The organism is Nereida sp. MMG025 (assembly GCF_021654165.1).
Classification (GTDB): domain Bacteria; phylum Pseudomonadota; class Alphaproteobacteria; order Rhodobacterales; family Rhodobacteraceae; genus Nereida.
In genome coordinates this window covers 475,997-502,237 of the sequence record NZ_JAKFZN010000003.1, presented here as the reverse complement: position 1 = coordinate 502,237, position 26,241 = coordinate 475,997, and the positions used below count along the sequence as shown (strand labels likewise).

The 26,241-nt window shown below is 58.3% G+C and carries 24 protein-coding genes; 8 read left to right on the top strand and 16 right to left on the bottom strand.

Going from position 1 to position 26,241, the window contains the following annotated elements; translation table 11 throughout:
- Positions 1 to 14: 14 nt before the first annotated feature.
- The 3 genes from der to L1065_RS11750 all read right to left on the bottom strand — a co-directional run bounded on the left by der (position 15) and on the right by L1065_RS11750 (position 3,651).
- The gene (der, locus tag L1065_RS11760) at positions 15 to 1,478 is read right to left on the bottom strand and encodes a ribosome biogenesis GTPase Der (protein WP_237095668.1); all 1,464 of its coding nucleotides are present in this window, start codon (positions 1,476 to 1,478) and stop codon (positions 15 to 17) included.
- Positions 1,479 to 1,529: 51 nt separating this feature from the next.
- Positions 1,530 to 2,906, bottom strand: a complete 1,377-nt coding sequence (locus L1065_RS11755) for a PQQ-like beta-propeller repeat protein (RefSeq protein ID WP_237095667.1) — start codon at positions 2,904 to 2,906, stop codon at positions 1,530 to 1,532.
- Between the two features lie 73 nt (positions 2,907 to 2,979).
- On the bottom strand, positions 2,980 to 3,651 hold the full coding sequence (locus L1065_RS11750) for a hypothetical protein (protein WP_237095666.1): 672 nt from the start codon (positions 3,649 to 3,651) through the stop codon (positions 2,980 to 2,982).
- A gap of 247 nt (positions 3,652 to 3,898) precedes the next feature.
- Here L1065_RS11750 and L1065_RS11745 point away from each other — a divergent pair, with 247 nt between their 5' ends.
- The 3 genes from L1065_RS11745 (at position 3,899) to L1065_RS11735 (ending at position 9,874) form a co-directional block, all read left to right on the top strand.
- Complete coding sequence (locus L1065_RS11745) at positions 3,899 to 5,149, top strand: efflux RND transporter periplasmic adaptor subunit (RefSeq protein ID WP_237095665.1); 1,251 nt, start codon at positions 3,899 to 3,901, stop codon at positions 5,147 to 5,149.
- Positions 5,146 to 8,862, top strand: coding sequence for an efflux RND transporter permease subunit (locus tag L1065_RS11740; RefSeq protein WP_237095664.1), 3,717 nt, complete (start codon positions 5,146 to 5,148; stop codon positions 8,860 to 8,862). Before L1065_RS11745 ends, L1065_RS11740 begins: the two co-directional genes overlap by 4 nt.
- 112 nt (positions 8,863 to 8,974) lie before the next feature.
- Positions 8,975 to 9,874 carry a calcium-binding protein gene (locus L1065_RS11735; RefSeq protein WP_237095663.1) on the top strand — a complete coding sequence of 300 codons (900 nt, stop codon included), beginning with the start codon at positions 8,975 to 8,977 and terminating at the stop codon, positions 9,872 to 9,874.
- Here L1065_RS11735 and L1065_RS11730 read toward each other — a convergent pair.
- Positions 9,871 to 11,688, bottom strand: coding sequence for an ABC transporter ATP-binding protein/permease (locus tag L1065_RS11730; RefSeq protein WP_237095662.1), 1,818 nt, complete (start codon positions 11,686 to 11,688; stop codon positions 9,871 to 9,873). The genes L1065_RS11735 and L1065_RS11730 overlap by 4 nt on opposite strands.
- 140 nt (positions 11,689 to 11,828) lie before the next feature.
- On the bottom strand, positions 11,829 to 12,821 hold the full coding sequence (locus L1065_RS11725; RefSeq protein WP_237095661.1) for a LysM peptidoglycan-binding domain-containing protein: 993 nt from the start codon (positions 12,819 to 12,821) through the stop codon (positions 11,829 to 11,831).
- Positions 12,822 to 12,931: 110 nt separating this feature from the next.
- Here L1065_RS11725 and L1065_RS11720 point away from each other — a divergent pair, with 110 nt between their 5' ends.
- A complete protein-coding gene (locus L1065_RS11720; protein WP_237095660.1) occupies positions 12,932 to 13,483 on the top strand; it encodes a TIGR00730 family Rossman fold protein in 552 nt (183 codons plus the stop codon).
- On the opposite strand, the gene rarD is transcribed toward L1065_RS11720, so the two are convergent.
- From rarD to L1065_RS11685, 7 genes are all read right to left on the bottom strand, one after another.
- Positions 13,480 to 14,373 carry an EamA family transporter RarD gene (gene rarD / locus L1065_RS11715; RefSeq protein WP_237095659.1) on the bottom strand — a complete coding sequence of 298 codons (894 nt, stop codon included), beginning with the start codon at positions 14,371 to 14,373 and terminating at the stop codon, positions 13,480 to 13,482. The two genes, L1065_RS11720 and rarD, sit on opposite strands and share 4 nt — an antisense overlap.
- A 72-nt stretch (positions 14,374 to 14,445) precedes the next feature.
- Positions 14,446 to 14,898 (bottom strand): host attachment family protein, encoded by a 453-nt coding sequence (locus tag L1065_RS11710; protein ID WP_237095658.1) that lies wholly within the window; start codon positions 14,896 to 14,898, stop codon positions 14,446 to 14,448.
- A complete protein-coding gene (locus tag L1065_RS11705; protein ID WP_237095657.1) occupies positions 14,891 to 15,109 on the bottom strand; it encodes a hypothetical protein in 219 nt (72 codons plus the stop codon). Before L1065_RS11705 ends, L1065_RS11710 begins: the two co-directional genes overlap by 8 nt.
- A gap of 112 nt (positions 15,110 to 15,221) precedes the next feature.
- Entirely contained in the window at positions 15,222 to 15,821 is a 600-nt protein-coding gene (locus tag L1065_RS11700) for a superoxide dismutase (protein ID WP_237095656.1), read from the bottom strand.
- A gap of 75 nt (positions 15,822 to 15,896) precedes the next feature.
- Entirely contained in the window at positions 15,897 to 16,460 is a 564-nt protein-coding gene (locus tag L1065_RS11695) for a sarcosine oxidase subunit gamma (RefSeq protein WP_237095655.1), read from the bottom strand.
- A complete protein-coding gene (locus L1065_RS11690) occupies positions 16,453 to 19,467 on the bottom strand; it encodes a sarcosine oxidase subunit alpha family protein (RefSeq protein ID WP_237095654.1) in 3,015 nt (1,004 codons plus the stop codon). Before L1065_RS11690 ends, L1065_RS11695 begins: the two co-directional genes overlap by 8 nt.
- Positions 19,464 to 19,793 carry a sarcosine oxidase subunit delta gene (locus L1065_RS11685; RefSeq protein WP_237095653.1) on the bottom strand — a complete coding sequence of 110 codons (330 nt, stop codon included), beginning with the start codon at positions 19,791 to 19,793 and terminating at the stop codon, positions 19,464 to 19,466. The genes L1065_RS11690 and L1065_RS11685 overlap by 4 nt, the downstream gene beginning before the upstream one ends.
- Positions 19,794 to 19,930: 137 nt before the next feature.
- Between L1065_RS11685 and L1065_RS11680 the strand changes: the two genes are divergently transcribed.
- Complete coding sequence (locus tag L1065_RS11680; protein WP_237095652.1) at positions 19,931 to 20,116, top strand: hypothetical protein; 186 nt, start codon at positions 19,931 to 19,933, stop codon at positions 20,114 to 20,116.
- Positions 20,117 to 20,124: 8 nt separating this feature from the next.
- Here L1065_RS11680 and L1065_RS11675 read toward each other — a convergent pair whose 3' ends face one another.
- Positions 20,125 to 21,369 (bottom strand): sarcosine oxidase subunit beta family protein, encoded by a 1,245-nt coding sequence (locus L1065_RS11675; protein WP_237095651.1) that lies wholly within the window; start codon positions 21,367 to 21,369, stop codon positions 20,125 to 20,127.
- Between the two features lie 199 nt (positions 21,370 to 21,568).
- Between L1065_RS11675 and ccmI the strand changes: the two genes are divergently transcribed.
- From ccmI to L1065_RS11660, 3 genes are read left to right on the top strand one after another with little or no spacing between them, the layout of a single operon-like run.
- Entirely contained in the window at positions 21,569 to 22,792 is a 1,224-nt protein-coding gene (gene ccmI, locus L1065_RS11670; RefSeq protein WP_237095650.1) for a c-type cytochrome biogenesis protein CcmI, read from the top strand.
- Entirely contained in the window at positions 22,789 to 23,280 is a 492-nt protein-coding gene (gene ruvX / locus L1065_RS11665) for a Holliday junction resolvase RuvX (protein ID WP_237095649.1), read from the top strand. Before ccmI ends, ruvX begins: the two co-directional genes overlap by 4 nt.
- Before the next feature lies 1 nt (position 23,281).
- Positions 23,282 to 23,527, top strand: coding sequence for a DUF1289 domain-containing protein (locus tag L1065_RS11660; protein WP_237095648.1), 246 nt, complete (start codon positions 23,282 to 23,284; stop codon positions 23,525 to 23,527).
- A gap of 57 nt (positions 23,528 to 23,584) precedes the next feature.
- Here L1065_RS11660 and L1065_RS11655 read toward each other — a convergent pair whose 3' ends face one another.
- Genes L1065_RS11655 through dusA form a run of 3 tightly spaced genes read right to left on the bottom strand, consistent with a single transcriptional unit; the run spans position 23,585 to position 26,140 of the window.
- Complete coding sequence (locus tag L1065_RS11655; protein WP_237095647.1) at positions 23,585 to 24,340, bottom strand: hypothetical protein; 756 nt, start codon at positions 24,338 to 24,340, stop codon at positions 23,585 to 23,587.
- Positions 24,330 to 25,154 (bottom strand): sulfite exporter TauE/SafE family protein, encoded by an 825-nt coding sequence (locus L1065_RS11650; protein ID WP_237095646.1) that lies wholly within the window; start codon positions 25,152 to 25,154, stop codon positions 24,330 to 24,332. Before L1065_RS11650 ends, L1065_RS11655 begins: the two co-directional genes overlap by 11 nt.
- Complete coding sequence (dusA, locus tag L1065_RS11645; protein WP_237095645.1) at positions 25,151 to 26,140, bottom strand: tRNA dihydrouridine(20/20a) synthase DusA; 990 nt, start codon at positions 26,138 to 26,140, stop codon at positions 25,151 to 25,153. The genes L1065_RS11650 and dusA overlap by 4 nt, the downstream gene beginning before the upstream one ends.
- Positions 26,141 to 26,241: the final 101 nt, after the last annotated feature.

Here is a 26,241-nt window from a genome sequence, read left to right as displayed (position 1 = left end):
CTGGCTGGCGCGGGTCAGCCGCCGTGGGGCGGTTTGTTGAGGTGTTTGCGCAGACGGCTTGGCGTTGATTTCTTCTTGTCCTTGTAAGGGTTGTCCTTGGACTGGCTGCGCATGGTAAAGCGGATGGGCGTGCCGGGCATATCGAAATCATCGCGCAACCCATTGACCAGATAGCGCGTGTAGCTGGTGGGCAGCTTTTCAGGCAAGCTGCACATCGCCACAAACGCCGGCGGGCGCGTTTTCACTTGCGTCATATAGCGAATACGGATGCGACGCCCGCTTGGCGCGGGGGGCGGATGCGCCTCGATCATACCCGTCAGCCAGCGGTTCAGTTGGGCCGTTGGGATACGGGTGTTCCATGTTTCATGGGCGCGCAAAACAGCGTCGCGCAGCCGTTCAAGACCTTTGCCCGTTTTGGCCGACACCGTAATCAACGGCGCGCCGCGCAATTGCGGCAAAAGGCGCGTAAACGCTTCCTTGAGGTCTTTGAGCTTTTGCTGCTTTTCGTCCTCGATGTCCCATTTGTTCACAGCGACAACAACGGCGCGGCCCTCGCGTTCGGCCAGATCGGCGATGCGCAAATCCTGCTGTTCAAAGGGGATTGCCGCATCCAGCAAGACAATCACCACTTCTGCAAATTTCACGGCGCGTAGACCGTCGCCGACCGACAATTTTTCCAGCTTTTCCTGCACTTTGGCTTTTTTGCGCATGCCAGCCGTATCAAAGATGCGCACGGGCGTGTCGCCCCATTTCATCTTCAGGCTAATCGCGTCACGGGTGATCCCCGCTTCTGGACCTGTTAAAAGGCGGTCCTCACCCAGAATTTGGTTGATGAGGGTGGATTTACCCGCGTTGGGACGGCCGACCACCGCGATCTGCAATGGCTTTGCATCGGACGGGGCCTGATAGGCATCAGGGTCTTCATCACCTTCCTCAAGTGACACATCAACATCAGGCTCTATCGACTTGTTTTTACTTTCATATTCATCGCTGAACGGGATCAGTTCGGCCAGCAGATCGCCCATGCCCTCGCCATGTTCGGCAGACAGGCGCAACGGCTCTCCCAACCCCAGTTCATAGGCTTCCATCACACCGTCATCAGCCGCGCGCCCTTCGCCCTTGTTAGCCGCCAGCATCACTTTGGCAGAGCGTTTGCGCAGAATTTCGGCAAACATGCGGTCTGTTGAGGTCACGCCCGTGCGCGCATCAATCATGAACAGGCAGATGTCGGCCATATCAACCGCGCGTTCTGTCAGCCGGCGCATGCGGCCTTGCAAACTGTCGTCGGTTGCCTCTTCCAGACCTGCGGTATCAATGACCGTAAAGCGCAGATCGCCCAAACGGGCCTCGCCTTCGCGCAGATCGCGCGTGACGCCGGGTTGGTCGTCGACAAGGGCCAGACGCTTGCCCACCAGACGATTGAACAGCGTGGATTTACCAACATTCGGGCGGCCAACGATGGCGAGGGTGAAAGACATGATTCAGGGACCTTTGAGGCGTTTAAGCGCCGCACTTACACCAAGGCGCTGCTAACGGAAAGCGTGGAGTTGCCCATTGCCCGACACCACATAGAGCGTGGCCCCTGCCACAGCGGGGTTGCTGGCTGCACCACCGGGGATTGATACGGTCGAGACCAGCGCGCCAGACACAGGATCAAAACTGCGCAGAACCCCGTCGTCGGAGGCCACAATCAAGCGCCCGCCCGCAAGGATGGGGCCGTAGTGGGCAAAAACCGCTTTCTTGCGGCGGTCCCGTTCTTTGTCGAAATAGGGAAGATCGACACCCCAGACACGTTCGCCCGTGCTGGCATCAAGGCGCACAAGTTCGGCCTGATCAGAGACAAGAAACACAGCGTTATCCACGGGCCAGACGGGGGAATAGGCCCCTTCTGTCGCGGTCCAGATGCGATCGCCCGTGTTGACGTCCAGTGCCGCAACGCGGCCCGACTGGTTACCCGCATAAAGGACATTGCCGTCCACGACGGGATCGCTGGTAAGGTCTTTGATAATTGTGTAGGTCCGCCCGCGGCGTTCGCCTGTCACAGACGCGTCCCAACGGCGGATGCCGCCCTCGCGGAACGCGGCAAGCAGATCACCGGTGGCAAAGGGAAAGACCACCAGCTTGTCGGTGACCACGGGCGCAGGGCCGCCCACCAGATCAGAAGCGCTTGGAAGACCGGGCAGTTGCCATTTCACGCGGCCGTTGTCGGCATTGATAGCCCAGGCAACCGAATTGGCACCCACCACATAAACGATATCGCCAGCCACGGTTGGGGCGCCCGTCGCGGGCGCTTCGAGACGTTGGGTCCAAAGTTCGGCCCCTGTCGCGGTTTCCAGTGCGGTCAGATCGCCATAGCCTGTTGTGACAAAGATCGTTTCGCCATCAATCGCCAAGCCGCCGCCAGAGGCGTCACCCCCCTGTTCGGACAGCGGTGTCAAATCACGCGTCCACAGCGGCGCACCAGAGGTCGAGGTTGCGGTCACGGTCGCTTGGGCATCGAGGGTAAAGACCCGTCCATCTGCCACGACCGGATCAGCGGTGATGCGCTGTTTGCGGCTGTTGCCTTGGCCCACATTGGACGACCATGCAAGCGCAAGCGATTGCGACAGTTGCGGGTGTGTAATGCGGTGCAGCGCATTGCCGTAGCGGTGCGTCCATGCCGCGTGGTTGACCTGCGCAGGCAACGCGATGGGTTGCGGACCTTCGGCAGGCTGCGCATCCCCATCCTGACCAGTTTGGCCAGCGGTATCATCCAGCGTGTCACCGCTGATCAGTTCAGACACAGGTGTGCGCAGATCAAGGCGTTCACCTTCAAGGATTTCTTCGCGTTGCGCACAGCCCGATACCAACAGAGTTGTCGCAAGCAACGCGGCCAGAGGCGCGGTTTTGGACTGGAATATCGACATGACCAAGACCTGTTTCCTTTAGTCTGTTCTGCGCGTGTCGCGCCGTATTTTTGGGCCGATTGGCCCGCCCTTGTTACCGGGCAGTCGGCTCTTGCTGTGTGGGCGTCGGCAGCGGTGTCCCGCCCAAAGCCACAATCGCCTGTGTTGCGCGGCGGCGCAAGCCTTGGGTGACTTCCGTGTCTTCCAGCAGCGTTTGCAACATGGTGATCGCACCATCCGTATCGCCGCTTTCAAGGGCGATCAGCGCCAACTGCTCTTGGGCCAAAAGACGGTAGGCGCCGCCCGGTTGGGCTAGGGCCTCAAACGCCATCTTGCGTTCGGCCAAGGGCGTGTCTGTTCCTTGCAGCAAAACCGCCTTGAAGGTGGCCAGATCGCGGTAGACCGCAGGCGCATCGACGTTGGCGGCAATCGCGGTGTAGGTGGCGATGGCTGCATCGGTGTCGCCTTGGGTGGATTGTTCGCCTGCCAGCAAAAACTGGGTCGCCAGTCCTGTGTCTTTTGCCGCGTCCAGTGCTGTCAGGACGTCGGCGGGATCTTCTTTGTTCAATGCGTCCAGAATGGCATCGCCCTTGGCCTGTGCAGCATTTTCGATCTGGGCTTTGCGAAATTCGTTGTAGGATGCGCCCCCCACGATGCCGATCACGGCCAGTGCAACGATCCAACCGTATTTGCGAATGGCGGCCCAAAGCTGGTCACTGCGCAGCTCGTCCGTGACTTCTTCGATGAAACTTTCGTTGTTGGACATGCCCGCTCTCCGCCTGTTGCGCACAATTCGTTAAACGGGGCTTACCGTATGATCGCAGGGTGCACAAATCGTATCCACATAAAGGGTGCGAAAACCGGCTTAATTTTTGTGCACGGACCAAGGCGTCACAAAAAATACACGTGCAAAGCGATTTTTTTTGAACTAATTGGTTTAGTGATACGTATTCTGACATAAATAAAACAAAACCGGCCGATACCTGCGCTGCACACAACAAGAGACGCCTGCTATGAAATTCTTTTCCTTCGTCACCGCCATTTTGGTTTGCGCATTCCTTTATGGGCTGGTGTTTGAGCGTGACACCCTGATGGCGCTGGCCCAGTCAGGTGCGCAAGACACCGGTGACGCCGCGCAAGACGACGGTATTCAGCGCGTGGCCGTGGTGGCCCTGAAATCCCAAGCGCAAGCCATTGACAGTGCCGTGCTGGTGCGCGGGCGCACCGAAGCGGCGCGTCAGGTTGATGTGAAAGCCGAAATTTCGGGCCGTGTGATCTCGGCCCCGCTGCGCAAAGGTGCGTTTGTTGAGGAAGGGGCTGAAATGTGCGTGCTGGACCCCGGAACGTCGCAGGCGCGTTTGGCCGAAGCCGAAGCGCGATTGGCCGAGGCGCGCGCCAATATGCCAACCGCACAGTCCCGCCTGCCCGAAGCCCAATCGCGTTTGCGCGAAGCACAGGCACGGCTGGAAGAAGCACGGATCAACCAAAACGCAGCCACCCGCCTGTCAGAGGGCGGTTTTGCCAGTGACACACGGGTTGCCACGGCCGATGCGAATTATGAAAGCGCCTTGGCGGCGATCCAGTCGGCAGAGGCTGGCATCCAATCGGCCCAAGGGGGCATCGAAAGTGCGCAAGCTGCTGTCCGCTCGGCAGAGGCGGCGGTGGCCAGTGCTACAAAGGATGTTGAGCGCCAGACGATCAAGGCGCCGTTCTCTGGCCTGCTGGAAAGTGACACGGCGGAATTGGGCGCCCTGCTGCAACCGGGCATGTCGTGCGCCACGATCATTCAGCTTGACCCGGTCAAACTGGTGGGGTTCGTGCCTGAAACGCAGGTGGACCGCATTGCTGTTGGCGCCGTTGGCGGCGCACGTCTGACGGGCGGCGAAGAGGTGCAGGGCCGCGTGACGTTCCTGTCGCGCAGTGCCGATCCTGTGACCCGCACCTTCCGCGTGGACATCGAAGTGCCGAATGCGGATTTGCATATTCGTGACGGCCAAACGGTAGAAATGATCATCGCAAGCGACGGTGCGGACGCGCATCTTGTTCCCGGCTCTGCCCTGACGCTGAACGACGAAGGCACTTTGGGTCTGCGCATCGTTGAAGATGGCATCACCCGCTTTGCGCCTGTCAGCGTGATCCGCGATACGGTAGACGGCATTTGGGTAGATGGCCTGCCGCCGCAGGTGGATGTGATCGTGCTTGGGCAGGAATACGTGACCGACGGCGTGCCCGTCGATGTAACCTATAGGGAGGCACAGGGATGACCGGTGTTGTTCAATGGGCCGCCGATCGCGCGCGGATGGTGCTGGCATTTATTGCACTAAGCCTTGCTGTTGGCTGGTTTGCCTACACGGGCCTGCCCAAAGAGGGCGAGCCCGATATTGAGATCCCCGCCCTCGTTATTTCCCTGCCGTTTCCGGGCATTTCGGCCGAGGACAGTGAACGGCTTTTGGTCAAACCGATTGAAACAGAGCTTTCGGATCTCGATGGTCTGAAAACGATCACCGGCACGGCAATTGAAAACTATGCCAATGTGGTGCTGGAATTCGAATTCGGATGGGACAAGACGAAAATTCTGGCCGATGTGCGCGACCGCATGAACACGGTTGAGGCAAATTTCCCCGACGGCGCCGAAAAATATACGCTGGAAGAAATTAACTTTTCCGAATTCCCGATCATCATCGTCAGCCTGACAGGCCCATTGCCCGAGCGTACTCTGGTGCAGGTGGCCAAAGACCTGCAAGACCGCATCGAGGGGCAGGACAGCGTTCTGGAAGCCGCTCTGGCGGGGCAGCGCGATGAAATGGTCGAGGTCATCATCGATCCGCTGAAACTGGAAAGCTACAACGTCACAGCAGGCGAGCTGATCAATGTGGTCAGCAACAACAACCTGCTGGTCGCGGCGGGTAATGTGGATACCGCAAGCAGCTCGATCGGGATCAAGATCCCGTCGTCGTTTGATGAACCGCGCGATATTTATGACCTGCCTGTCAAAACAAATGGCGACAGTGTCATTACGCTTGGCGATTTGGCCGATATCAACCTGACCTTCGAAGACCGCGAGGGCACAGCGCGATTTAACGGCGAAAGCACGGTTGCGCTTCAGGTCGTCAAACGCAAAGGCTTTAACCTGATCGACACCGCTAACATGGTTCGCGAGGAAGTTGCCGCCGAACAAGCGACCTGGCCGCCCGAATTGCAGGCCGCGATTGAGGTGGGCTTTTCAAACGACCAAAGCCGCGTGGTCGATAGTATGGTGCGCCAGCTGGAAGGATCGGTGCTGACCGCGATTGCGCTTGTCATGATTGTGGTTCTTGCAGCCCTTGGGCCGCGCCCTGCCCTATTGGTCGGTTTTGCCATCCCCACATCGTTTCTTTTGTGTTTCATCCTGTTGGGCATCATGGGCATATCGGTGTCCAACATCGTGATGTTCGGGCTGATCCTGGCGGTGGGTATGCTGGTGGACGGCGCGATTGTTGTGGTCGAAAACGCCGACAAACGCATCAGCGAAGGCACTGGCCCCATGCACGCCTATGTCGAAGCGGCGCAACGTATGTTCTGGCCCATCGTATCGTCAACCGCGACAACGCTTTGTGCCTTCCTGCCCATGCTGTTCTGGCCCGGTGTGCCGGGTGAGTTCATGGGGATGCTGCCTGTCACCTTGATTTTTGTTTTGTCCGCCTCACTGGTTGTGGCGCTGATTTACCTGCCTGTCATGGGCGGTGTCACAGGCCGTATGAGCCGCGTCTTTGGCGGTATTTCAGATGCGATGCGCGAAAATATGGCGTGGGCCTTGCGTGTGGCCCTCGTGATCCCATCGGTTCTGATCACGTTCGCGGGCGTCATGTCGTTGCTCAATCCTGCTTATATCCTGCCGATGGGCGGCGCGCTTGGGACGGTTTTTGGCATCGTGCTGTTTGCCATTGGTGCGTTTGCGGTGTCCATCACGGTGGGCTCTGCCACACCCCGAGCAGGGGAAAAACGGATTTCATCGGGGCGCACGCGCACGGCGTTTGGCCAGTTCACACGCGCGATTGCTGCAAACCCCGTGATGCCTTTGGTGTCGATCGGCCTTGTCTTGGGCTTTGTCGTCGCAACCTTCATCACCTTTGGACAAAACAACAACGGTGTCGAATTTTTCGTGGAAAGCGAACCCGAGCAGGCGATTGTCTATGTTCAGGCGCGTGGCAACCTGAGCCTTGAGGAAAAAGACGAAGCTGTGCGCGAGGTTGAAGAGATTGTCATGGCACACCCCGGTGTTGTGAATGTCTTTTCGTTTGCAGGTGTTGGCGGGCTGGCCACAGGCGGGCCCGGCGGTGGGCAAGGCCCGCGCGATACGATCGGCCAGATCCAACTAGAGACAATCCCGTGGGAAGACCGCGCCGACCGTCCCGAACTGGATGGCAACATCGTATTGGAAGAGATTAACGCAGAGCTGGCCAAACTGGCAGGCATCAAGGCTGAAATCACAGAACTGGCCCAAGGCCCCGCGACGGGCAAACCAGTGCATCTGCGCATCAGCGGCGACAGCCTAGAGACTTTGGAAGACGCGGCCTTGCAGGCGCGCGCGCAGTTTGAAGCCACCCCTGGATTGGTTTTGATCGAGGACACCCTGCCCCTGCCCGGCATTGATTGGGAAATCGATGTCGATGTGGAAAAAGCAGGCCGTTTTGGGGCCGATGTGGCCACCGTTGGCGCGATGGTTCAACTGGTCACACGCGGTATTTTGCTGGACACGATGCGGGTGGACACAAGTGACGAAGAAATTGAAATTCGCGTGCGCCTGCCTGAAAAAGACCGTGTGCTCTCGACGTTAGACAGCTTGAAGGTGCGCACCAGCGATGGATTGGTGCCTCTTTCGAACTTCATTTCCCGCAAACCTGTGGCCAAGTTGGGCCAGATTGACCGCGTTGATCAAAAGCGGGTGTATAACGTCAAAGCAGATGTGGAACCGGGCCTGAGCAAGCTGGTTCTGACCGAAGATGACACCACCACAACGCTGGCCGTGATCAAGGCGGCCGAAGACGGTGCGGATGTCACGGGTCCGGTGTTCCGCACGGATGCCGAAACGGCCTTTACCCCGTTTTGGCTGGCCGATGGTGTGACACTTGATCAGGTGCAAACACAGTTCAACGACGGCGATCTGAACATGATCCCCGTAAATGCCAATGAACGCATCGAAGCCCTGACGGAATGGCTTCAGACAGACCCTTTCCCTTCCAGCTTGTCGTGGGAATGGACGGGCGATCAGGAAGAGCAAGCAGAGTCCGGTGCCTTTTTGGTAAGTGCCTTCGCGGGCGCATTGGGCTTGATGTTCATCATCCTGCTGGCACAGTTCAACAGCTTTTATAACGCGGTGCTTGTGCTGCTGGCGGTTATTTTGTCCACCACGGGTGTGTTGATCGGGATGTTGGTTATGGACCAGCCGTTTTCGATCATCATGACGGGCACAGGCATTGTGGCGCTGGCGGGGATCGTGGTGAACAATAACATTGTTCTGATCGACACCTATCAGGAATACAGCCGCTACATGCCGCGCATTGAAGCCATTGTGCGCACGGCCGAGGACCGCATCCGCCCTGTGTTGCTGACGACCATCACAACAATGGCGGGTCTGGCCCCCATGATGTTTGGGCTGAGCCTTGATTTTATCGGCGGCGGTTATTCCATCGACAGCCCCACAGCGCTCTGGTGGAAGCAACTGGCGACGGCTGTCGTCTTTGGTCTGGGCATCGCAACTGTGCTGACACTGGTCTTTACCCCTGCGATGCTGGCCCTGCGCGTTTGGGTCAGCACTTATGCGGTCTGGGGCGGACGGGCGCTTGCAAAAGCCTCGCTTGGCAAGCAAAGCCGCGCGGCGCAGGACTGGGCCTTGGCAAAGGAAGCCAAACGCCTGAAACACCCCGAAATCATCTGGGATGATGCGGATCTGTCTGCCGCCGATACGCCAATGACACCCCTGCGCGCTGCAGAATAGCCGTTTTGGCAACACAGTGTTTCGACCACGCCCCCCGATGTGACACATCGGGGGGTTTTTTAGTAACTCTTAGGGATGATAGCCTGACGGGACATCGAAAGGGTCTATTGGTATGTCATTGTTTTTGCTTCCCCTGCTCGTCTCGCTTGGCCTTGTTGGGCTTGTAAATGTGTTTGATGACGATGAAACCACCCGTGCCGACGAAGAAGAGAACCTGCCCCCTGAACCAACACCGCCATCCGAGCCCCCTGCCGAGCCTGAGCCGACAGCCAAGCCGACCCGCATCATTGGCGATGATGAACCAAACACGGTAATTGATCTGGAAAGCACGCAAGACCTGTATATCAACACCCAAGGTGGCGACGATCGGGTTGATCTGGACGGCCCCAGTAACGACACCATCTTTGCAGGTGACGGCAACGATGAGGTATCGCCGGGTGACGGTGATGACCAAGTGTTTTTGGGCCAAGGCGATGACTATTTTGGCGACGTTGGCGGGCGCAACGATCCCGACTATGGCGGCGATGATCTGGTGCGCGGCGGCGGCGGCGCAGATAGTCTTTACTCGATCTCGGGGGCTGATACGCTTTATGGCGGAACGGGAGGTGATCTCTTGTCCGCGCTTGATATCCTGCCACAGTTCGACGGCGTTGAGGCCCGCCCAGATCAGCTCTTTGGTGGCAAAGGGGCCGACCAGCTTTTCTTTGATGATGGCGATACGGTCAGCGGTGGCGATGGCATCGACAGCTTTAGCTTGTCGGTTGAATCACCCAATGCCACTGCCGTGACAATCACCGACTATAATCCCAAAAACGAGATGTTAGAGCTTCGGTTTGCAGGTGAAAATCCGATCCTTGGCCCGGGCTTTGGCAGCGATCCCGACTTCAACGATCTGCTGTTTGAACAAAGCGCGGATGACACGCACATCAGCCTGAACGGACAGCTTTTGGCGATTGTGCAGGACACCGATGTCGATGACGTCCAGTTCTCGAACATTCAGGTGGTGCGCTAGGCCGCTTCTTCGTCGTTCTGCTGACGGTGCCACATATCTGAAAAACGCCCGCCGCGTTCCAGCAACGCATCAAAGGTGCCGCGTTCGGTGATCACGCCGTTTTCCAGCACGATGATCTGATCCGCGGCTGTGATCGTGGATAGGCGGTGCGCAATCGTAAAGACCGTGCGCCCCTGCCCCAAACCTTGCAGCGCGTCCTGAATATCGCGTTCGGTTTCACTATCCAGCGCCGATGTCGCCTCATCCAGCAACAAGATGGGCGGGTCTTTCAGCAATGTGCGCGCAATGCCCACCCGTTGCTTTTCACCGCCAGACAGCTTGAGGCCCCGTTCGCCCACGGTTGTTTCATAACCCTCAGGCAGCCCCATGATAAAGTCGTGGATCTTGGCGGCTTTGGCAGCGCCTTCAATCTCGGCGCGGCTTGCCTCGGGGCGGCCATAGGCGATGTTGTAAAGGATGGTATCGTTGAACAGAACGGTATCCTGCGGCACGACGCCGATCTGCGCATGCAAACTGTCTTGGGTCACATCGCGCACGTCTTGGCCGTCGATCACAAGGGCACCGTCGCCGACATCGTAAAAGCGGAACAACAGCCGCCCGATGGTCGACTTGCCCGATCCAGACGGGCCGACGATGGCAACAGTTTCGCCTGCTTTGGCGTGTATGCTCACACCTTTAAGGATGGGGCGCGCGGCATCATAGCCGAAGTGAATGTCATCTAGCACAACCTCGCCCCCTTTGACCTGCAAAGGCTTGGCACCTGCTTTGTCTTGCACCTCGGCGGGTTGTTCCAGCAGGTCAAACATATCGCCCATGTCTATCAACGCCTGACGAATTTCGCGGTAGACTGTGCCCAGAAAGTTCAGCGGCATGGTGATCTGGATCATATAGGCGTTGACCATGACAAAATCGCCCACCGTCAGCGCCCCGTTTTGCACGCCCACGGCGGCCATGACCATGACGCCGACAAGACCGCTGGTGATGATCAGGGACTGGCCGAAATTCAGGAACGCAAGTGAATATGATGTCTTGAGCGCCGCCGCCTCATATTGCTGCATCGCGCCATCGTAGCGTTGCGCTTCGCGGGTTTCGGCCCCGAAGTATTTGACGGTCTCGAAATTCAGCAGGCTGTCGATGGCTTTTTGATTGGCGTCTGTATCTTGGTCGTTCATCACTTTACGGATTTTCACGCGCCATTCGGTCACCGCGAATGTGAACCAGACATAAAGCGCAATCGTAACGACCACGACAACCAGATACCAAGGGTCAAACAGGATCGCCAAAACGACGCCGATCATCAGCAATTCAAGGATCAGCGGCCCGATGGAGAACAGCAAAAAGCGCAACAGAAACTCTACGCCTTTGACGCCGCGCTCGATGATGCGGCTCAGGCCGCCTGTCTTGCGGGTGATATGATAGCGCATCGACAGGCGATGAATATGGGTGAAGGTTTCCAGCGCCAACTGGCGCAGCGCGCGCTGGCCCACACGCGCAAAGATGACATCACGCAACTGTTGAAAGCCCACCGTCATCAAGCGCGCCATGCCGTAGGCTACGGTCAGCCCGATGGCGCCGATTGCCAGCATCGTCGCGCCCTCTTCGCCTGTCAGGCTGTCGACCGCGTATTTGTAGAACTGCGGCGTGGCCACAGCGATCACCTTGGCCATAACCAAAACCGCCAGTGCGGCCACCACGCGGCGCTTCACCCAAGGATGTTCGGCAGGCCACATGTAGGGGGCCACACGTTTGATCGTGCGCCAACCACTGATCTGCTCGTCGTTTAGATTGCTAGAGGTTTTGGGAAGACGGCGCATGGATATCCTATCAGCAACAGCCCCCTAACCTAAGCCGCCCACCAAGGAATAAAAACCCCCTGCGCCCAAGCGCCCCCAATTTCTTTTGTTTCTAAATATCCGCGCCGCAGGCAGGCCGAACAGCTGCAAAGGGCACGGCGCTAGTTTGGCACGCGGAACACCTGACCGGGGAAGATTAGATCGGGGTCGCGAATGATATCGCGGTTCGCCTCAAAGACTTTGAGGTAAAACACCCCATTGCCATAGCGTTCTTCGGCGATGGCCCAAAGCGTGGCACCCGGTTGGATGGTGCGGCGCACAAAGGTGTCTTGCGCATCAGCGATCGCGGCCAGAACCTCGGGCGCTTCGCGTTGAAACGGCGTTTCGATGCGCGATGTCACCGTTCCCGCCTCATCTATCTGGTCCACTCTGAGCGTGTAAGTGCCAGGGTCCACCTGCGGCAGATCACTGCCCCACGCGCCATCGGACACCAGTGTTTCGGCCACAACGCGATTGTCGAGATAGACCCGCACGCTGCCCGATTGGGGCGCGCGCCCTGCCAGTTGCACATCGCCAAGGCTATCATAGCCGATGCTATCGAGGATCACCGTCTTGGCCTGTGGGGGTGTATCGGTTGTGGGCGGGGTCACGACGCGGACCGTTTCTGCCTCGGCCACGACAACTGCAGGGGGGCTGGCCGGTGCATCGGCGGTGGCGGGTGCGGCACGCCCGTCGATGATGAAAGGGTCTGATGTCAGCGCGTCATCGCCAAGGGTATGAAGGGTCAACACACGCGCGTTTTCGGACAGGCCGATATCTGCAAAGATGGCGAAATTACCTGCGCTGTCACTTTGACCACGGGTGATCGCCACATCGTCTGCACGCACCTCCACCTCGGCCAAGGCTGGTGCTGTTCCTGCCACCAAAAGCTGCCCTGAGGCATCGACGCGAAACACATCAACTGCGATCTGCGCCTTGGCCTCTGGCGCGGGCTTGGTGGGATTGGACGCTACCGCTGGTTCAGGCGCAGGCACCGCGGCCGCAACCTCTGGCGTTTGGCTGCCTTCGGGTTTGGTGGCAAAGACATATGGGGACAGCGTCAGGGCCAGCACGGCGACACCACCTAAGAAAAGAGCAAGCTGTCGTCCTGTCATCGGCGCTTTAACCTTGTTGATTTCGTCGCTAGGTTTGTCCCAGGCGTTTTGACTTGTCTATCAACCGCAACACCTTGGGTCAAAACATCAAACGCGAAGGATGCGCCCCCATGATCAGCCGCCACTTATCGATCTGCGTCTACTGCGGCGCACGGGACGGCACCGACCCTGCCTATGTCGCTGCGGCGACAGACCTTGGGACTGCGATTGCCGCCAAAGGATGGCGTCTGGTCTATGGGGCGGGCGATGTGGGCTTGATGGGTGCAACCGCGCGCGCGGCCCAAGAGGCGGGCGCAGAAACCTTTGGCGTCATCCCCACCCATTTGATGGATATGGAAGTCGGCAAGCGGGATCTTTCCACGTTTGTAGTGACCGAAACCATGCATGAGCGCAAAAAGGTTATGTTCATGAACGCGGATGTCATCGTGGTTTTGCCGGGTGGCGCAGGCTCTCTGGACGAGTTCTTTGAGGTTCTGACATGGAAACAGCTTGGGTTGCACAACAAACCCATCTTTCTGCTGAGCGTGAAAGACTACTGGAAACCGCTTGAGGATTTGATTGACCACATCATCGCCCAAGGGTTTGCAGGGCCACAAAACCGCGACTTTTTTCAGGTGGTGAAAACCGTTCCCGCCCTTTTGGCAGCTATGGATCACGGTTAGCCTGGCACCGCGGCATCACGCTTGGCTTTTGATGCGGTCCGCAGGGTCGAGACCGAATAGACCGCCAAGGCAACCCAGATCAGCGGAAAGGCAATAGCATGCCAGCGCGTGAAAGGTTCGGCAAAAACCACGACCGCGCAGAAAAATTGCAGTGTCGGATTGAGGTATTGGACCAAGCCAACCGTGGCCATACTTGCACGGCGCGTGGCGTAGCTGAACAACATCAAGGGGCCCGCGGTCATCGGCCCCGAGAGCACCAGAAAAATCAGACTGCGCGGGGTCAGCCATGCATCTGACGCAGGCCATGTATAAGCCAGCCAAAGCAAGGCGACGGGGGCCAGAACCAACACTTCGGCCGCAACCGAAACCACGGGCCCTGTATCAAGTCGCTTTTTCAAGACACCGTAAAATGCAAAGGTCACCGCAAGGATCAATGCAATCCACGGCGCCGCGCCCAAACCGATGGTCAGCACCACGACTGCGCAGCTGGCCAAGCCAACCGCAAGCATCTGTGCGCCTTTCAGTCGTTCGCCGAAAAACACCATCCCGAACAAAACCGCGACCAGCGGGAAGATATAATATCCAAGCGATGTTTCGGTCACCCGACCAACCTGCACCGACCAGATGAACAGCCCCCAATTCACCGCGATCATGGTTGACGCCAGAAGGATAATTCCGAAACGCCGCCCTGTCCCGATAGCACGGGGCAGCGCCGCCAACCGCCGTTGAAATATCAAAATGACAATAAAAAGCAGCAGCGACCAAAGGGTTCGATGTGCAAGGACTTCGCCAGCAGGGACATGCGACAGCTGTGCGTAAAACAGCGGGGACAACCCCCACATCGCACAGGCCACAATCATTGCGGCGATGCCTTTTGCACTTTCGCTCATGACGCAGTCGTGCGCCCAATGCATTGCGCCGTCAAGTCACTGTGTTGACGGGCAATGCATTGCCAAAACGGGCTAGGCCGCCAAGTCGTTTTTTATGATCTCTTCGATTTCGGTCACGGGATGGTTCGTGAGGGTTTTTGGCACCTCGCCGATCACTTTTTCGCTGACCTCTTGATGCATCTGATCACGCAACTCGCCCAGTGTTTTGGGGGGTGCGCAAATGACCAAGTGATCAAACTGGCCCTTGTGCGCCTGCATATACAGAATGTCGGCAAGATCGGCGGCAAATCGGTCCTTGGCCAGTTCGTGCCAATCGGTGTCATCCAAAGCAGAGCGTTGGCCCTGCCCCGTATCAGGCATGCGGCCGGGTCTGTTTGCCGATTGATCAATGTCTTTGGGATTGTCCTGTTCTTCTTCGCGGAACACCTCAAGATGCGGATCCGCGCCATCGGTCAGATTATGAAGAAACAAGGCTTTTTCGCCGTCTGCAATGACAACCCATGTTCCGTTGTGTAGCTTAGTCATCGCGTGTGTCCTCGCCTGCTGAAATCTTGTCGGATTTGCGAACGCGGGTGATTTCGTCTTCGCCCTTTTCAGCACGTTTGAGTGCCGCTTTCGTGCCAACCTGCCTTTGCAAATTACCATCCGAGCGCCCTTGGTGGTTGGGGGTTTCATCGTCCGAAAGATATTTATCGGTATCGCGGGTGCCATCTTGGCTTCGGTGTCGATCTGCCATGCTGTCCTCCATAAGGTTACAAAAGATCAACGGCGCAGTGGCTTGCATGGTTCCCAAATGAAAAAGGGCAGACCCGAAGGCCTGCCCTTTTGAAATTCAAGGTTGCTGCCAATCACATGCGGCTGGCAACGTTTTCCCAATTCACCAGATTGTCCAGAAAGTTGGTCAGATAGGCAGGGCGTTTGTTGCGGAAATCAATGTAGTAGCTGTGCTCCCACACGTCACACCCAAGCAGTGCTGTTTGACCAAAGCACACAGGGTTCACGCCGTTTTCTGTTTTCGTCACTTTCAGGCCGCCGTCAGTGTCCTTGACCAGCCACGCCCATCCAGAGCCGAACTGACCCGCGCCTGCGGCGCTGAACTCTTCTTTGAATTTATCAACCGACCCAAAGCTGTCTTTCAGTGCGGCTTCTAATTCGGACGGCATGGAGGATTTGCCAGGGCCCATCATTTCCCAAAACTGGTTGTGGTTCCAAAGTTGGCTGATGTTGTTGAAGATGCCGTTTTGCGCCACAGCGTTTGCATCGTAGGTGCCCACGATGATCTCTTCCATCGACTTGTTTTCCCACTCGGTGCCCGCAATCAGCTTGTTGCCGTTGTCGACATAGGCTTTGTGGTGCAGGTCGTGGTGATACTCCAGCGTCTCTTTGGACATGCCAGCATCAGCAAGTGCATCATGCGCGTAAGGAAGATCAGGAAGTTCAAAAGCCATGTGTCGGGCCCCTCTTGGTATTTGTGTTTCGCTTCACCTGATGTGAGGCGCATGTGGGGGCGGGTCAAGGGGGCGTTAGAAATAACCTACGTCGCTGGACGGATCAGATGCTGCCTTCAGCAGGTCAAATACATAGTGCGCGACCGAGCGAAAACAGACCACCGTAAAGGCATCATCGGCATCGGCAAAAAATGCCGCCGGCACCTGTGCCAGCCGCGTGCGGCGCATCTCGCCTGCAGGCAGCGCACTGCGACGCATATCAGCGGGTGACAGTTTGGCCAAAACCTCGCGGGCGTTGCCATTCAGCGCAAATACAGCGCGTGCATCACTGACATTCACGGCCATTGCAAATTCACCTGCCAGCGCTTTGTCGATTTGCGCCAGTTTTCCAGTGACATCTGCGTAAGGCACCATCACAAGCAGCTCGTCAGGTGACATCCATGCAATGCCCGATGGGCCGTCTGTGTTCACCATTCTCGGCTTGGGCATTTGTTGGCCTGTTGCGTCCTCAACCGCCTTGGTCAATTTGCGCGATGCCAAATCGCCCCGCACGGTGATCATGCCGCGCAAACCACATTCACTTACCCGTGCAAACCCTTGATATTCTGCACTTTTCAGGGCCGATACCGCCTCAGACATCTTGCTTCACCCCTTCTTTGTCATAAAAAACCGGATCGACAATTCTGGCGTGCACGGCCGTTCCATCCGTCTTGAGGAAGGTCAACTGCTCGCCCATTCGGTCAGGCCCATTCAGCACCAGCCCCATCGCAATACCACGCTTGAGATTGGCGGAATAATAGGTGGATGTGACCCGGCCCTGCACAACCTTTTGGCCATTGGCATTGGTCCCCTCGCCCGTCGCATAGGCGCCATCGGGGATCACGCTGCCATCAACGGTTTCAAGGCCCACCAGTAGCCAGCGGTCCGGGTCGGTCATATGGGTGCGCTGTTGCGCGCGTTTGCCCAGATAATCCGCTTTCTTTTTGGATAGCGCCCAGTGCAGCCCAAGGTCTTGCGGAATGACCGTGCCATCCGTTTCATCACCGATCATGATAAAGCCCTTTTCGGCGCGCAGGATATGCAAGGCTTCGGTGCCATAGGGCATCACACCAAATTGCTGCCCGTTGGCATGCAGCAGTTCCCATAACTCTTGGGCGCGGCCCGCGTCCACGGCAATTTCATACGACAGCTCGCCTGAAAAACTGATGCGGAAGATGCGCACAGGAATGCCACCAAGCGTGCCATCTGCCCACCCCATAAACGATAGCGCCTCTTTGCTGACATCCATACCGCCAAGGCTTTGCAGCACGTCACGCGCCTTGGGGCCAACGACAGCGATCTGGCCATATTGCTCGGTGACATTGGCCACATGGACTTGCCAGTCCCACCATTCGGTTTGCAGCCACTCTTCCATATGCGCGTGGATATGATCGGCCCCGCCGGATGTGGTGTGGCATAAAAACGTATCATCATCGATGCGCGCCACAACGCCGTCATCCATCAAGAAGCCGTTTTCCGAACACATCAGGCCATAACGGCAACGGCCCGGTTTCAAGGTGCTCATCATGTTGGTGTAAAGCATGTCGAGGAACTTGCCCGCGTCAGGCCCTTTCACAATTAGCTTGCCAAGGGTGCTGGCGTCCAAAAGGCCAAGGTTTTCGCGGGTGTTCACCACCTCGCGGTTGACCGCATCCTCATGGCTTTCACCGCTTTGCGGGTAGCAATAGGGCCGACGCCAGTGGCCCACAGGTTCCCAATAGACGCCGTGCGCCTCGTGCCAATCATGCATCGGAGTGCGGCGCAGAGGTTGGAAAATTTCACCCTTCGCCTCGCCCGCAATCGCCCCCATGCTGATGGGTGTATATGGCGGGCGGAACGTGGTGGTGCCCACCTGCGGGATCGGCGCATTTAACTCTTGCGCAAGGATAGCCAAGCCGTTGATATTACTCAGCTTACCTTGGTCCGTGGCCATGCCAAGCGTGGTGTAGCGCTTGGTATGTTCAACGCTTTCATAGCCTTCTTGCGCGGCCAGTTGCACATCGCTGACTTTTACATCGTTTTGATAGTCCAGCCACATTTTCGAGCGCAGCTTGTAGCTTGCCCCCTGCGGCATCATCCATACGGGCAGCAGTGGGGCCTGCGCTGTGTCTTTTGCGGTGGGGGCCGCCCCTTTTGGCGTGGCACCGACGCGCTTGGCGGCTTCTTGTCCCATCGTATAGGCATCCGCCAGCACAGCGCCTTCGTCCATTTCGCCATTGGCAGAGCCCGCGGCGATCACAAAGGGGGTTCCGTCAAAACTCAGGGGCGCACGCGTCGGATCAGGGCGGAAGAACGCGCCTGCCTCGTCCCACGTCAGCTTGCCACCGCAATGCGACCACAGATGCACAACAGGCGACCAGCCCCCTGACATGGCCACCACATCACAGGCGATGTCTTCCAGCACTGCGCCCTCGCCGGCCTGACTGCAGACAGATACCCCCGTGACCCGCTTGCCGCCCTTGACCTTGGCAATCGCCATGCCCTGCATCACCCTGACACCGCGCGATTTCACGCGTTCGATCAACGGGGTATCGGGCGTGGCGCGCACGTCAATCACCGCAGGCACGGACAAGCCTGCATCCAGCATCGCAATCGCGGTGCGATAAGCATCATCATTGTTGGTGACAACCACGGTGCGGTCACCTGCACTGACCCCGTAATTGATGGCATAATCGCGCACCGCACTGGCCAGCATAACGCCGGGGATGTCGTTACCCGCAAAAGACAATGGGCGCTCAATGGCCCCTGTCGCGGTGACCACCTGTTTGGCACGCACCTTCCACAACCTGTGGCGTGGCCCTTCTGACGGGCCAATGTGATCTGTCAAACGCTCGTAGCACAGCACATAGCCGTGGTCATACACACCCGCCCCCATCATCCGGGTGCGCAGCGTGATATTTTTCATACTTTCAAGCTCTTGCAGGGCGTTCTTGATCCACTCTTCAACCGGCATACCGTCGATTTCATCGCCGTCCACAGCAGCCCGCCCGCCCCAATCGGCGGTTTGTTCGCACAAAATGACCTGTGCGCCCGCACGACCCGCAGCAAGCGCGGCGGTCAGGCCAGCGACACCGCCGCCGATGATCAACACATCTGTGTGGGCGTGGAAATATTCATATGTATCGGGATCGCGGGTTTCGGCGTCAGGCGCTTTGCCAAGACCCGCCGATTGGCGAATGAACGGCTCGTAGACATGCTTCCACAGGGGGCGCGGATGGATGAACATCTTGTAGTAAAAGCCTGCAGGCAGAAAGCGCGACAGGTGCTGGTTGATCGCGCCCACGTCAAATTCGAGGCTTGGGAAATGGTTTTGCGATCCTGCTTTGAGCCCGTCGAACACTTCTGTGGTGGTGGCACGTGCGTTCGGCTCAAACCGATGCCCTTCGCCCAGATTTACCAGCGCATTGGGTTCTTCTGCGCCCGAAGCCACAACACCGCGCGGGCGGTGATATTTGAAGGACCGCCCCACAAGCATCTGATCGTTGGCCAGCAAAGCCGATGCCAGTGTATCGCCTTCGTAGGCCTTTAAGCGCTTGCCATTAAAGGAAAAACTGATCTGGCGGTCGCGGTTTACAAGGCGACCTTTGGTTTGCAGACGTGTGCTCATGAGAAGCTTCTCCATGACCAGCCAGGTCGCTTGGCGGTTATTTTATCGGTAATCTCTTTGGGCGGCTCTACCGTTTGGGCGGGATAAGTGCCAAAGACCTCAAGGCTTGCGGTGCAGCGTGCGGCATGGAACCACTTGCCGCAGCCTGACGTGTGGCGCCAGCGCTCAAAATGCACACCGCGCGGGTTTTCACGTTGGAACAAATATTGCTCGAACGCAGCATCATCCGATCCGACTGTTTCGCGCTTGATATGCGCCTCGCCACCAGCGGTCAGTTCGGTTTCGTCGGCCATCACGCCGCAGTTGGGACAGTGCAAAATCAGCATGAAACACCTTCGGAAACGGGGCCAAAACAGGGTATGGCAATACAGTAGGCAGAGCGTCTGACGGGCGTCAGACAGTTTGACTGGTCAGGGTGTCCAGTTTGGTTTACACATGTGTCAACCAATGAGAGGATTTTGCGATGGATCGCACCACTGGAGCCCTTATTTTCGGAGCCGTTGTCATCGGCTTTGTGATTGTGATGTTCATCCGTGAACAACGCGGTATCGCGCGGCGCAAAGAAGCCCGCGGCGGCCGCGAGATCGACGTGAGCGATCTGATCGCCTTTGGCTCGGCGGCGGGCGAGATGAACCGCAAAAAAGACTGAAGCCCCCATCAGTGCGCCACCCCTGCGGCGACGCTTTCGTCGATGAAACGCCCCTCTACGAAACGGTCAAGGCCGAATTCGTCGGTCAAAGGTGAATGGCCTTTGGCGATAAGTTCGGCCATACCCCACCCTGATCCGGGGATCGCCTTGAACCCGCCTGTGCCCCATCCGCAGTTGATGAACACACCGTCCACCGGTGTTTTGGACAGGATCGGTGATCGATCCCCCGTCACATCCACGATCCCGCCCCACTGACGCAGCATTTTAAGACGCGACAGCATCGGGAATGTCTCACACAGCGCGCGCACCGTTTCTTCGATATGATGGAACGAGCCGCGTTGGGTATAGGCGTTGTGACTGTCTGTGCCACCACCGATGACCATTTCGCCTTTGTCGGATTGCGACATATACCCGTGAACCGTGTTGGCCATGACCACAACATCCATGCAGGGTTTGATGGGCTCTGACACCAGCGCTTGCAACGGCACCGATTCAATCGGCAGCCGGAAGCCCGCCATATCCGCCAGCACACCCGAATGGCCGGCCACAACAATGCCGAGTTTGTCGCAGGCAATATCGCCACGTGTGGTGCTCACACCTGTCACCTTGCCGCCCTCTCGCTTGATCGCCGTCACCTCGGTTTGCTGGATGATGTCCATTCCCATATCCGAACACGCCCGCGCATAGCCCCACGCCACCGCATCATGGCGCGCGGTGCCGCCGCGGGCCTGCCACAACCCGCCCAGAACAGGATAGCGCGGCCCTTCGATGTTCATGATCGGCACCAGCTTTTTGACCTGGCTCGGGCTGATCCATTCGGTTTTCACACCTTGCAGTGCATTGGCGTGCGCTGTGCGTTGATAGCCGCGCACCTCGTGATGGGTTTGGGCCAGCATGATCACGCCGCGCGGGCTGAACATGATATTGTAGTTGAGATCCTGAGACAGGTTTTCATACAGGCTACGGGCCTTTTCGTAGATCGCCGCCGACGGATCCTGCAGATAGTTTGAGCGTATGATGGTCGTATTGCGGCCCGTGTTGCCGCCGCCAAGCCAGCCTTTTTCGATCACCGCGACATTTGTGATCCCGAAGTTTTTGCCAAGATAATACGCGGTCGCCAAGCCGTGACCGCCCGCACCCACGATGATGACATCGTATTTTGCTTTGGGCGCCCGTTTGGCCCATGCCCGTTCCCATCCCTGATGGTAGCGGGCGGCCTCACGTGCGATGGCAAAAGCGGAGTATTTCTTCATGTCACGGTTCCCCACGTGTTGGACGCGCGTGAATCGCGTGCGCCCCCGTTGATGTGTTTTATGTCGCATTCTGCGCCTAAAGAAAGCGGCTTTGCGCGGCCCTTTCCATCAAATTTGCGACATTGCGCCCTAGGGGTCTTTCTCATCGGGCGCGGGGCAGCTACATCTGACGCAACTTCGCTAGGAAAGAGCCGCCCACGTGTTCTGGTTTATCACCATCGCCTTAACCCTTGTGGTTACTTTTTGGATTGTCAGCGTGATGATCAAACGCGCCTCTGCCGAGGTGGACGCGCCTGAAGCCTTCGACGTAGAGGTCTACCGCGCCCAACTTGCCGAGGTTGACCGTGATCTGGAACGCGGGATCGTCACCCCGGATGAGGCAGAGGCCATCCGCACCGAAGTCTCGCGTCGCTTGTTGGCCGCAGATGCCAAGGCCCAGAACGCGACGGTTGCGCAAGATGCCCCCAAGGGTCTGACACAAACTACGGCCGTTGTTGGCGCACTCGCGGTGATTGGTGGCGCGATGGGTTTGTATTATTGGCAAGGCGCGCCCGGCTACGGGGATCTGCCGCATAACGTGCGTGTCGAGGCCGCAGATACGCTGCGCCAAGAGCGCCCCTCACAGGCCGAAGCGGTGGCGGAAGTGCAAATGCGCGGCGCATTGCCTGTGGATGTGCCCGAAGGCTTTGAAACCCTTGTCGCCGAGTTGCGTGCAGCGGTGGCAGAGCGTCAGGACGACGCACAGGGGCTTGGGCTTTTGGCGGGCGCCGAGGCGCGATTGGGCAATTACGCAGCGGCCACGGATGCGCAGCGCCGGTTGATCGGCCTTAAAGGCGCGGATGCAACGGCAACCGATCATATCACGCTGGTTGACTTCATGGTTCTGGACGCAGGCGGATATGTCTCGCCCGAGGCCGAACGCGAGATCGGGGTGGCGTTGCAGCTGGATCCGCGAAACGGTCCGGCACGGTATTACATGGGGCGGATGTTTGCCCAAACAGGGCGACCCGATCTGTCTTTTGGCATCTGGCGCGAGCTGCTGGACACCTCACTGCCGGGTGATCCTTGGGTCGCCCCCATCCGTGACGAGATTGAAATGATGGCAGCCCGCGCAGGGGCCTCTTATGAATTGCCGCCCCTGCCCTCTGGCCCGTCGGACGAAGCAATCGCCGCCGCACGTGACATGAGCCCTCAAGAGCGGATGGAGATGATCCAAGGCATGGTTGAAGGGCTGAACGAACGCCTTGCCACCGAAGGCGGCACCCCCGCGGATTGGGCGCGACTGATCGGCGCCTATGGTGTGTTGGGCGAAACGCAGGCCGCAGCCGCGATTTGGGAAAATGCCCAAACCAGCTTTGCCGACGCGCCAGAAGCCCTTTCGGTGATCCGCGAAGCGGCCGTGCGTGCAGGTGTGGCACAGTGAATGAGATCACCATTCACGACGACATTGCAGACTTTGCCGCAGCCCTTCCCCGTTTCCGCGCGATTGCGGGGCTTGATCTTGGCACGGTCACATTAGGCGTTGCTGTCAGCGACAGCCTGCTCAGCGTGGCAACGCCGCTGGAAACCATCAAACGCAAGAAATTCGGCCTCGATGCGGCTGCTTTGGCACAGATCACCCAACACCGCGACATCGGCGGGATCGTATTGGGTCTGCCGCGCAATATGGACGGATCGGAAGGCGCACGCGCCCAGTCAACCCGCGCCTTTGCCCGCAACCTGACCCGATTGCCCGCGTTCCAAGGCATGCCGATCACCTTTTGGGACGAACGGCTCTCCACCGTGGCCGCTGAAAAAGCGCTGCTTGAGGCGGATACGACACGCAAACGTCGCGCAGAGGTGATTGATCACGTCGCGGCCGGATATATCTTGCAAGGTGCGCTGGACCGCCTGCGGCATTTAAGGGGATAACATGAGCGAGCAAATACCAACAAATCTGGTGTGGAAACGCACCGAAATCGAAAGCCCCTGCGTCAAAATCTGCGTGATCCATCCAGAAACACGGCTGTGCACAGGGTGCCTGCGGTCGATCGACGAAATCGGCGCTTGGTCCCAAATGAGCGCCGAAGCCCGCAGCGCGATTATGGCAGAGCTTCCGTCACGCGGGGCCGTCCTCAAACAGCGGCGCGGCGGACGCGCGGCACGGTTGAAACGCTAGGCGCCGGCTGATCTTCTTTTGTTTCTAAATATCCGCGCCGCAGGCCAGAATTTTGCTTCAAAATTCTGACCCTAGCCAATCATGTGCGCTGGTTGTCGGTCGGAAGAATGCGATCTGCCGTCCGTCCTGACACGGTGGTGACGCCCCCCAAGGTGCGGTGCCGTGCAAGGTAAACCTGTGGATCAGCGCGACCTGCCCCACCTTCATTTGCAAGGGGATTTGTTCACAGGTGTCAAACACCTCGCGACGTGCCGCTTGATAGACATCCGTGACATCAACCTGACGGGGGTCTTGGGCGCCAATCGCCCGCACCAAAGCGGTTTGCATCACCGTGTGGCTGTTTTTCCAAACAACGGTCGGCGCGGCATCCACGTTGTTTAGGGGAATGGCGGCAATATAGGCGTGATGCTCTATCGCGAAGCGGCGCTTTTGGGGGCCGTGGGGCAACAGACCATCGACATGCGCCGCGCAGCGATTGCGCCTGAACCGGTGTGCCGCCGCGCTCTCATCCGCGTCGCGCTTGGGGTAGCCTTGGTACATCACCGACACTTGCGCCGGGTGTAAGGGCAGATCCCGAACACGGCTGCGCCACAGCCCGCCAAGCGGTGTGTCCCCAACCCTGCCATTGATTGAATTGGGCAAAGCGTCAACGCCCACAAACCACGTCTGCCCGTGGCGCAGGTTGGCCGCGCGCTTGGCAGGATCAGCCAGACTGGGCTGCACCGCCTGATACGCTGCACGCGCCCAGTCTGCCACGCAGCGTTCGGGCGCAAAGACCTCGAACCCTTGCGCGTTTAACAGATCATCCGCCAAAAGACTTGCGAAGCATATTTGCCGCCACCACCATCAGGAACACCGCAAAGATACGTTTCAACGGTTTGGGGTCAATACGGTGGGCCAGCTTTGCCCCAAGTGGGGCGGTGATCAATGTCATCGAGATGGTTAGTGCAAACGCCGCGATATTGACCGCGCCAAAGGTGAACGGCGGTCGCGATGCGGGGTCTATGGGCACAAACAAAAACGCCACCACCGACGGGATTGCGATCAATGCGCCAAAGCCCGCCGCCGTGGCCACGGCGCGGTGGATCGGCACACCGTAAAGCGTTTGATATGGTACGCCAAAAGACCCGCCCCCGATACCCATCAGGACCGACAAAAACCCCACAACAGGCGCACTGACCCATGTGGCCACCCCCCGCGGCATGGTATCGCCCAAACGCCACGTGGGTTTGCCAAACGCCATATAAAGACCGATGCACAGCCCGATGCAGCCAAAAATCAGTTGCAACGTGACCGAGCGGAGTGCTGTCGCAATCAAAACGCCGATGATGGCACCAAAAGCGATGCCCGGGGCCCAAGCCTTCAGCGTATCCCATTGGACCGCACCTTTGCGGTGGTGGCTTTGCACCGACCGCAAAGAGGTCACAATGATCGTGGCCAATGACGTGGCCAGACAGACCTGCATGATCTGTGGACCGTCATAGCCCATCTGGGTGAAGATATAGAGATACCCCGGCACAAGGATAATACCGCCGCCCACGCCCAACAGCCCTGCAAGCAGACCTGCAAATCCTGCAAGCGCGAGCAGCATGGCCAAAAGGGGCAGAAGAGACATGTCAAAACTCATGCTGCCGTGCTTTGATCCACAAGCGCGAAAGCCTCAAGCAGCGTTTGCGGCCCTGCATCTTCGCGCGGTGCATTTTCTGACAGATACCGCCGCCAGGCGCGTGCGCCGGGCTTGCCCGTGAACATCCCAAGCATGTGACGCGTGATCTGATGCAGCTTTCCGCCCGCAGCGATATGCGCCCCGGCATAGTCTGCCATTGCAGCGATGACCTCGGACGTGTTCGCCACATCGCCCTGCCCCCAGATGCGAAGATCGGCATCCGCCAGAACCGTTAGGGGGTCGTGATACGCCGCCCGCCCGATCATCACACCGTCCAACCCGTGGTCCAACAGGTCCTTTGCCTGATCCAGATTTGCAATGCCGCCGTTGATCGACAGATGCAGATGGGGAAACAGCGCCTTCATCTGATGGACCAGATTATAGTTAAGCGGAGGAATATCGCGGTTTTCCTTGGGGCTGAGCCCTTGTAGCCATGCTTTGCGCGCATGGATGGTAAAGCGCTGGACCCCTGCCGCGCTCACACGGGCCAAAAAATCGGGAAGCACCTGATCGGCGTCCTGATCATCAACACCGATGCGGCATTTGACCGTCACCTCGCGCGGTTGCGCCGCAATCATGGCCGCACAGCAATCGGCCACCAGTGCAGGATTTTCCATCAAGACCGCGCCAAACGCGCCTGATTGCACACGATCCGACGGGCAGCCGCAGTTCAGGTTGATCTCGTCATATCCGTGATCGGCCCCCAGTTTTGCGGCCTGTGCCAGCTCTTTGGGGTCCGAACCACCAAGCTGCAGCGCAACGGGGTGTTCGTTGGCATTGAAGTCCAGCAAATGCACAGCGCCCCCGCGCACCAACGCAGGTGCCGTGACCATTTCGGTGTAAAGAAGCACGTTGCGTGACAGCAGCCTGTGAAAATACCGGCAATGCCTGTCTGTCCAGTCCATCATGGGCGCGACGGACAATCGTGCGTTCTGGTGAAGGTTCATTGGCAGTGCCGCACTTAGCTGGAAAAGGAATTCGTGCCGCCTTTTAGAGGGGCCGATGCGAAATATCCACCACCCAGATTTCCAAAAGTGGTGCAGGGATT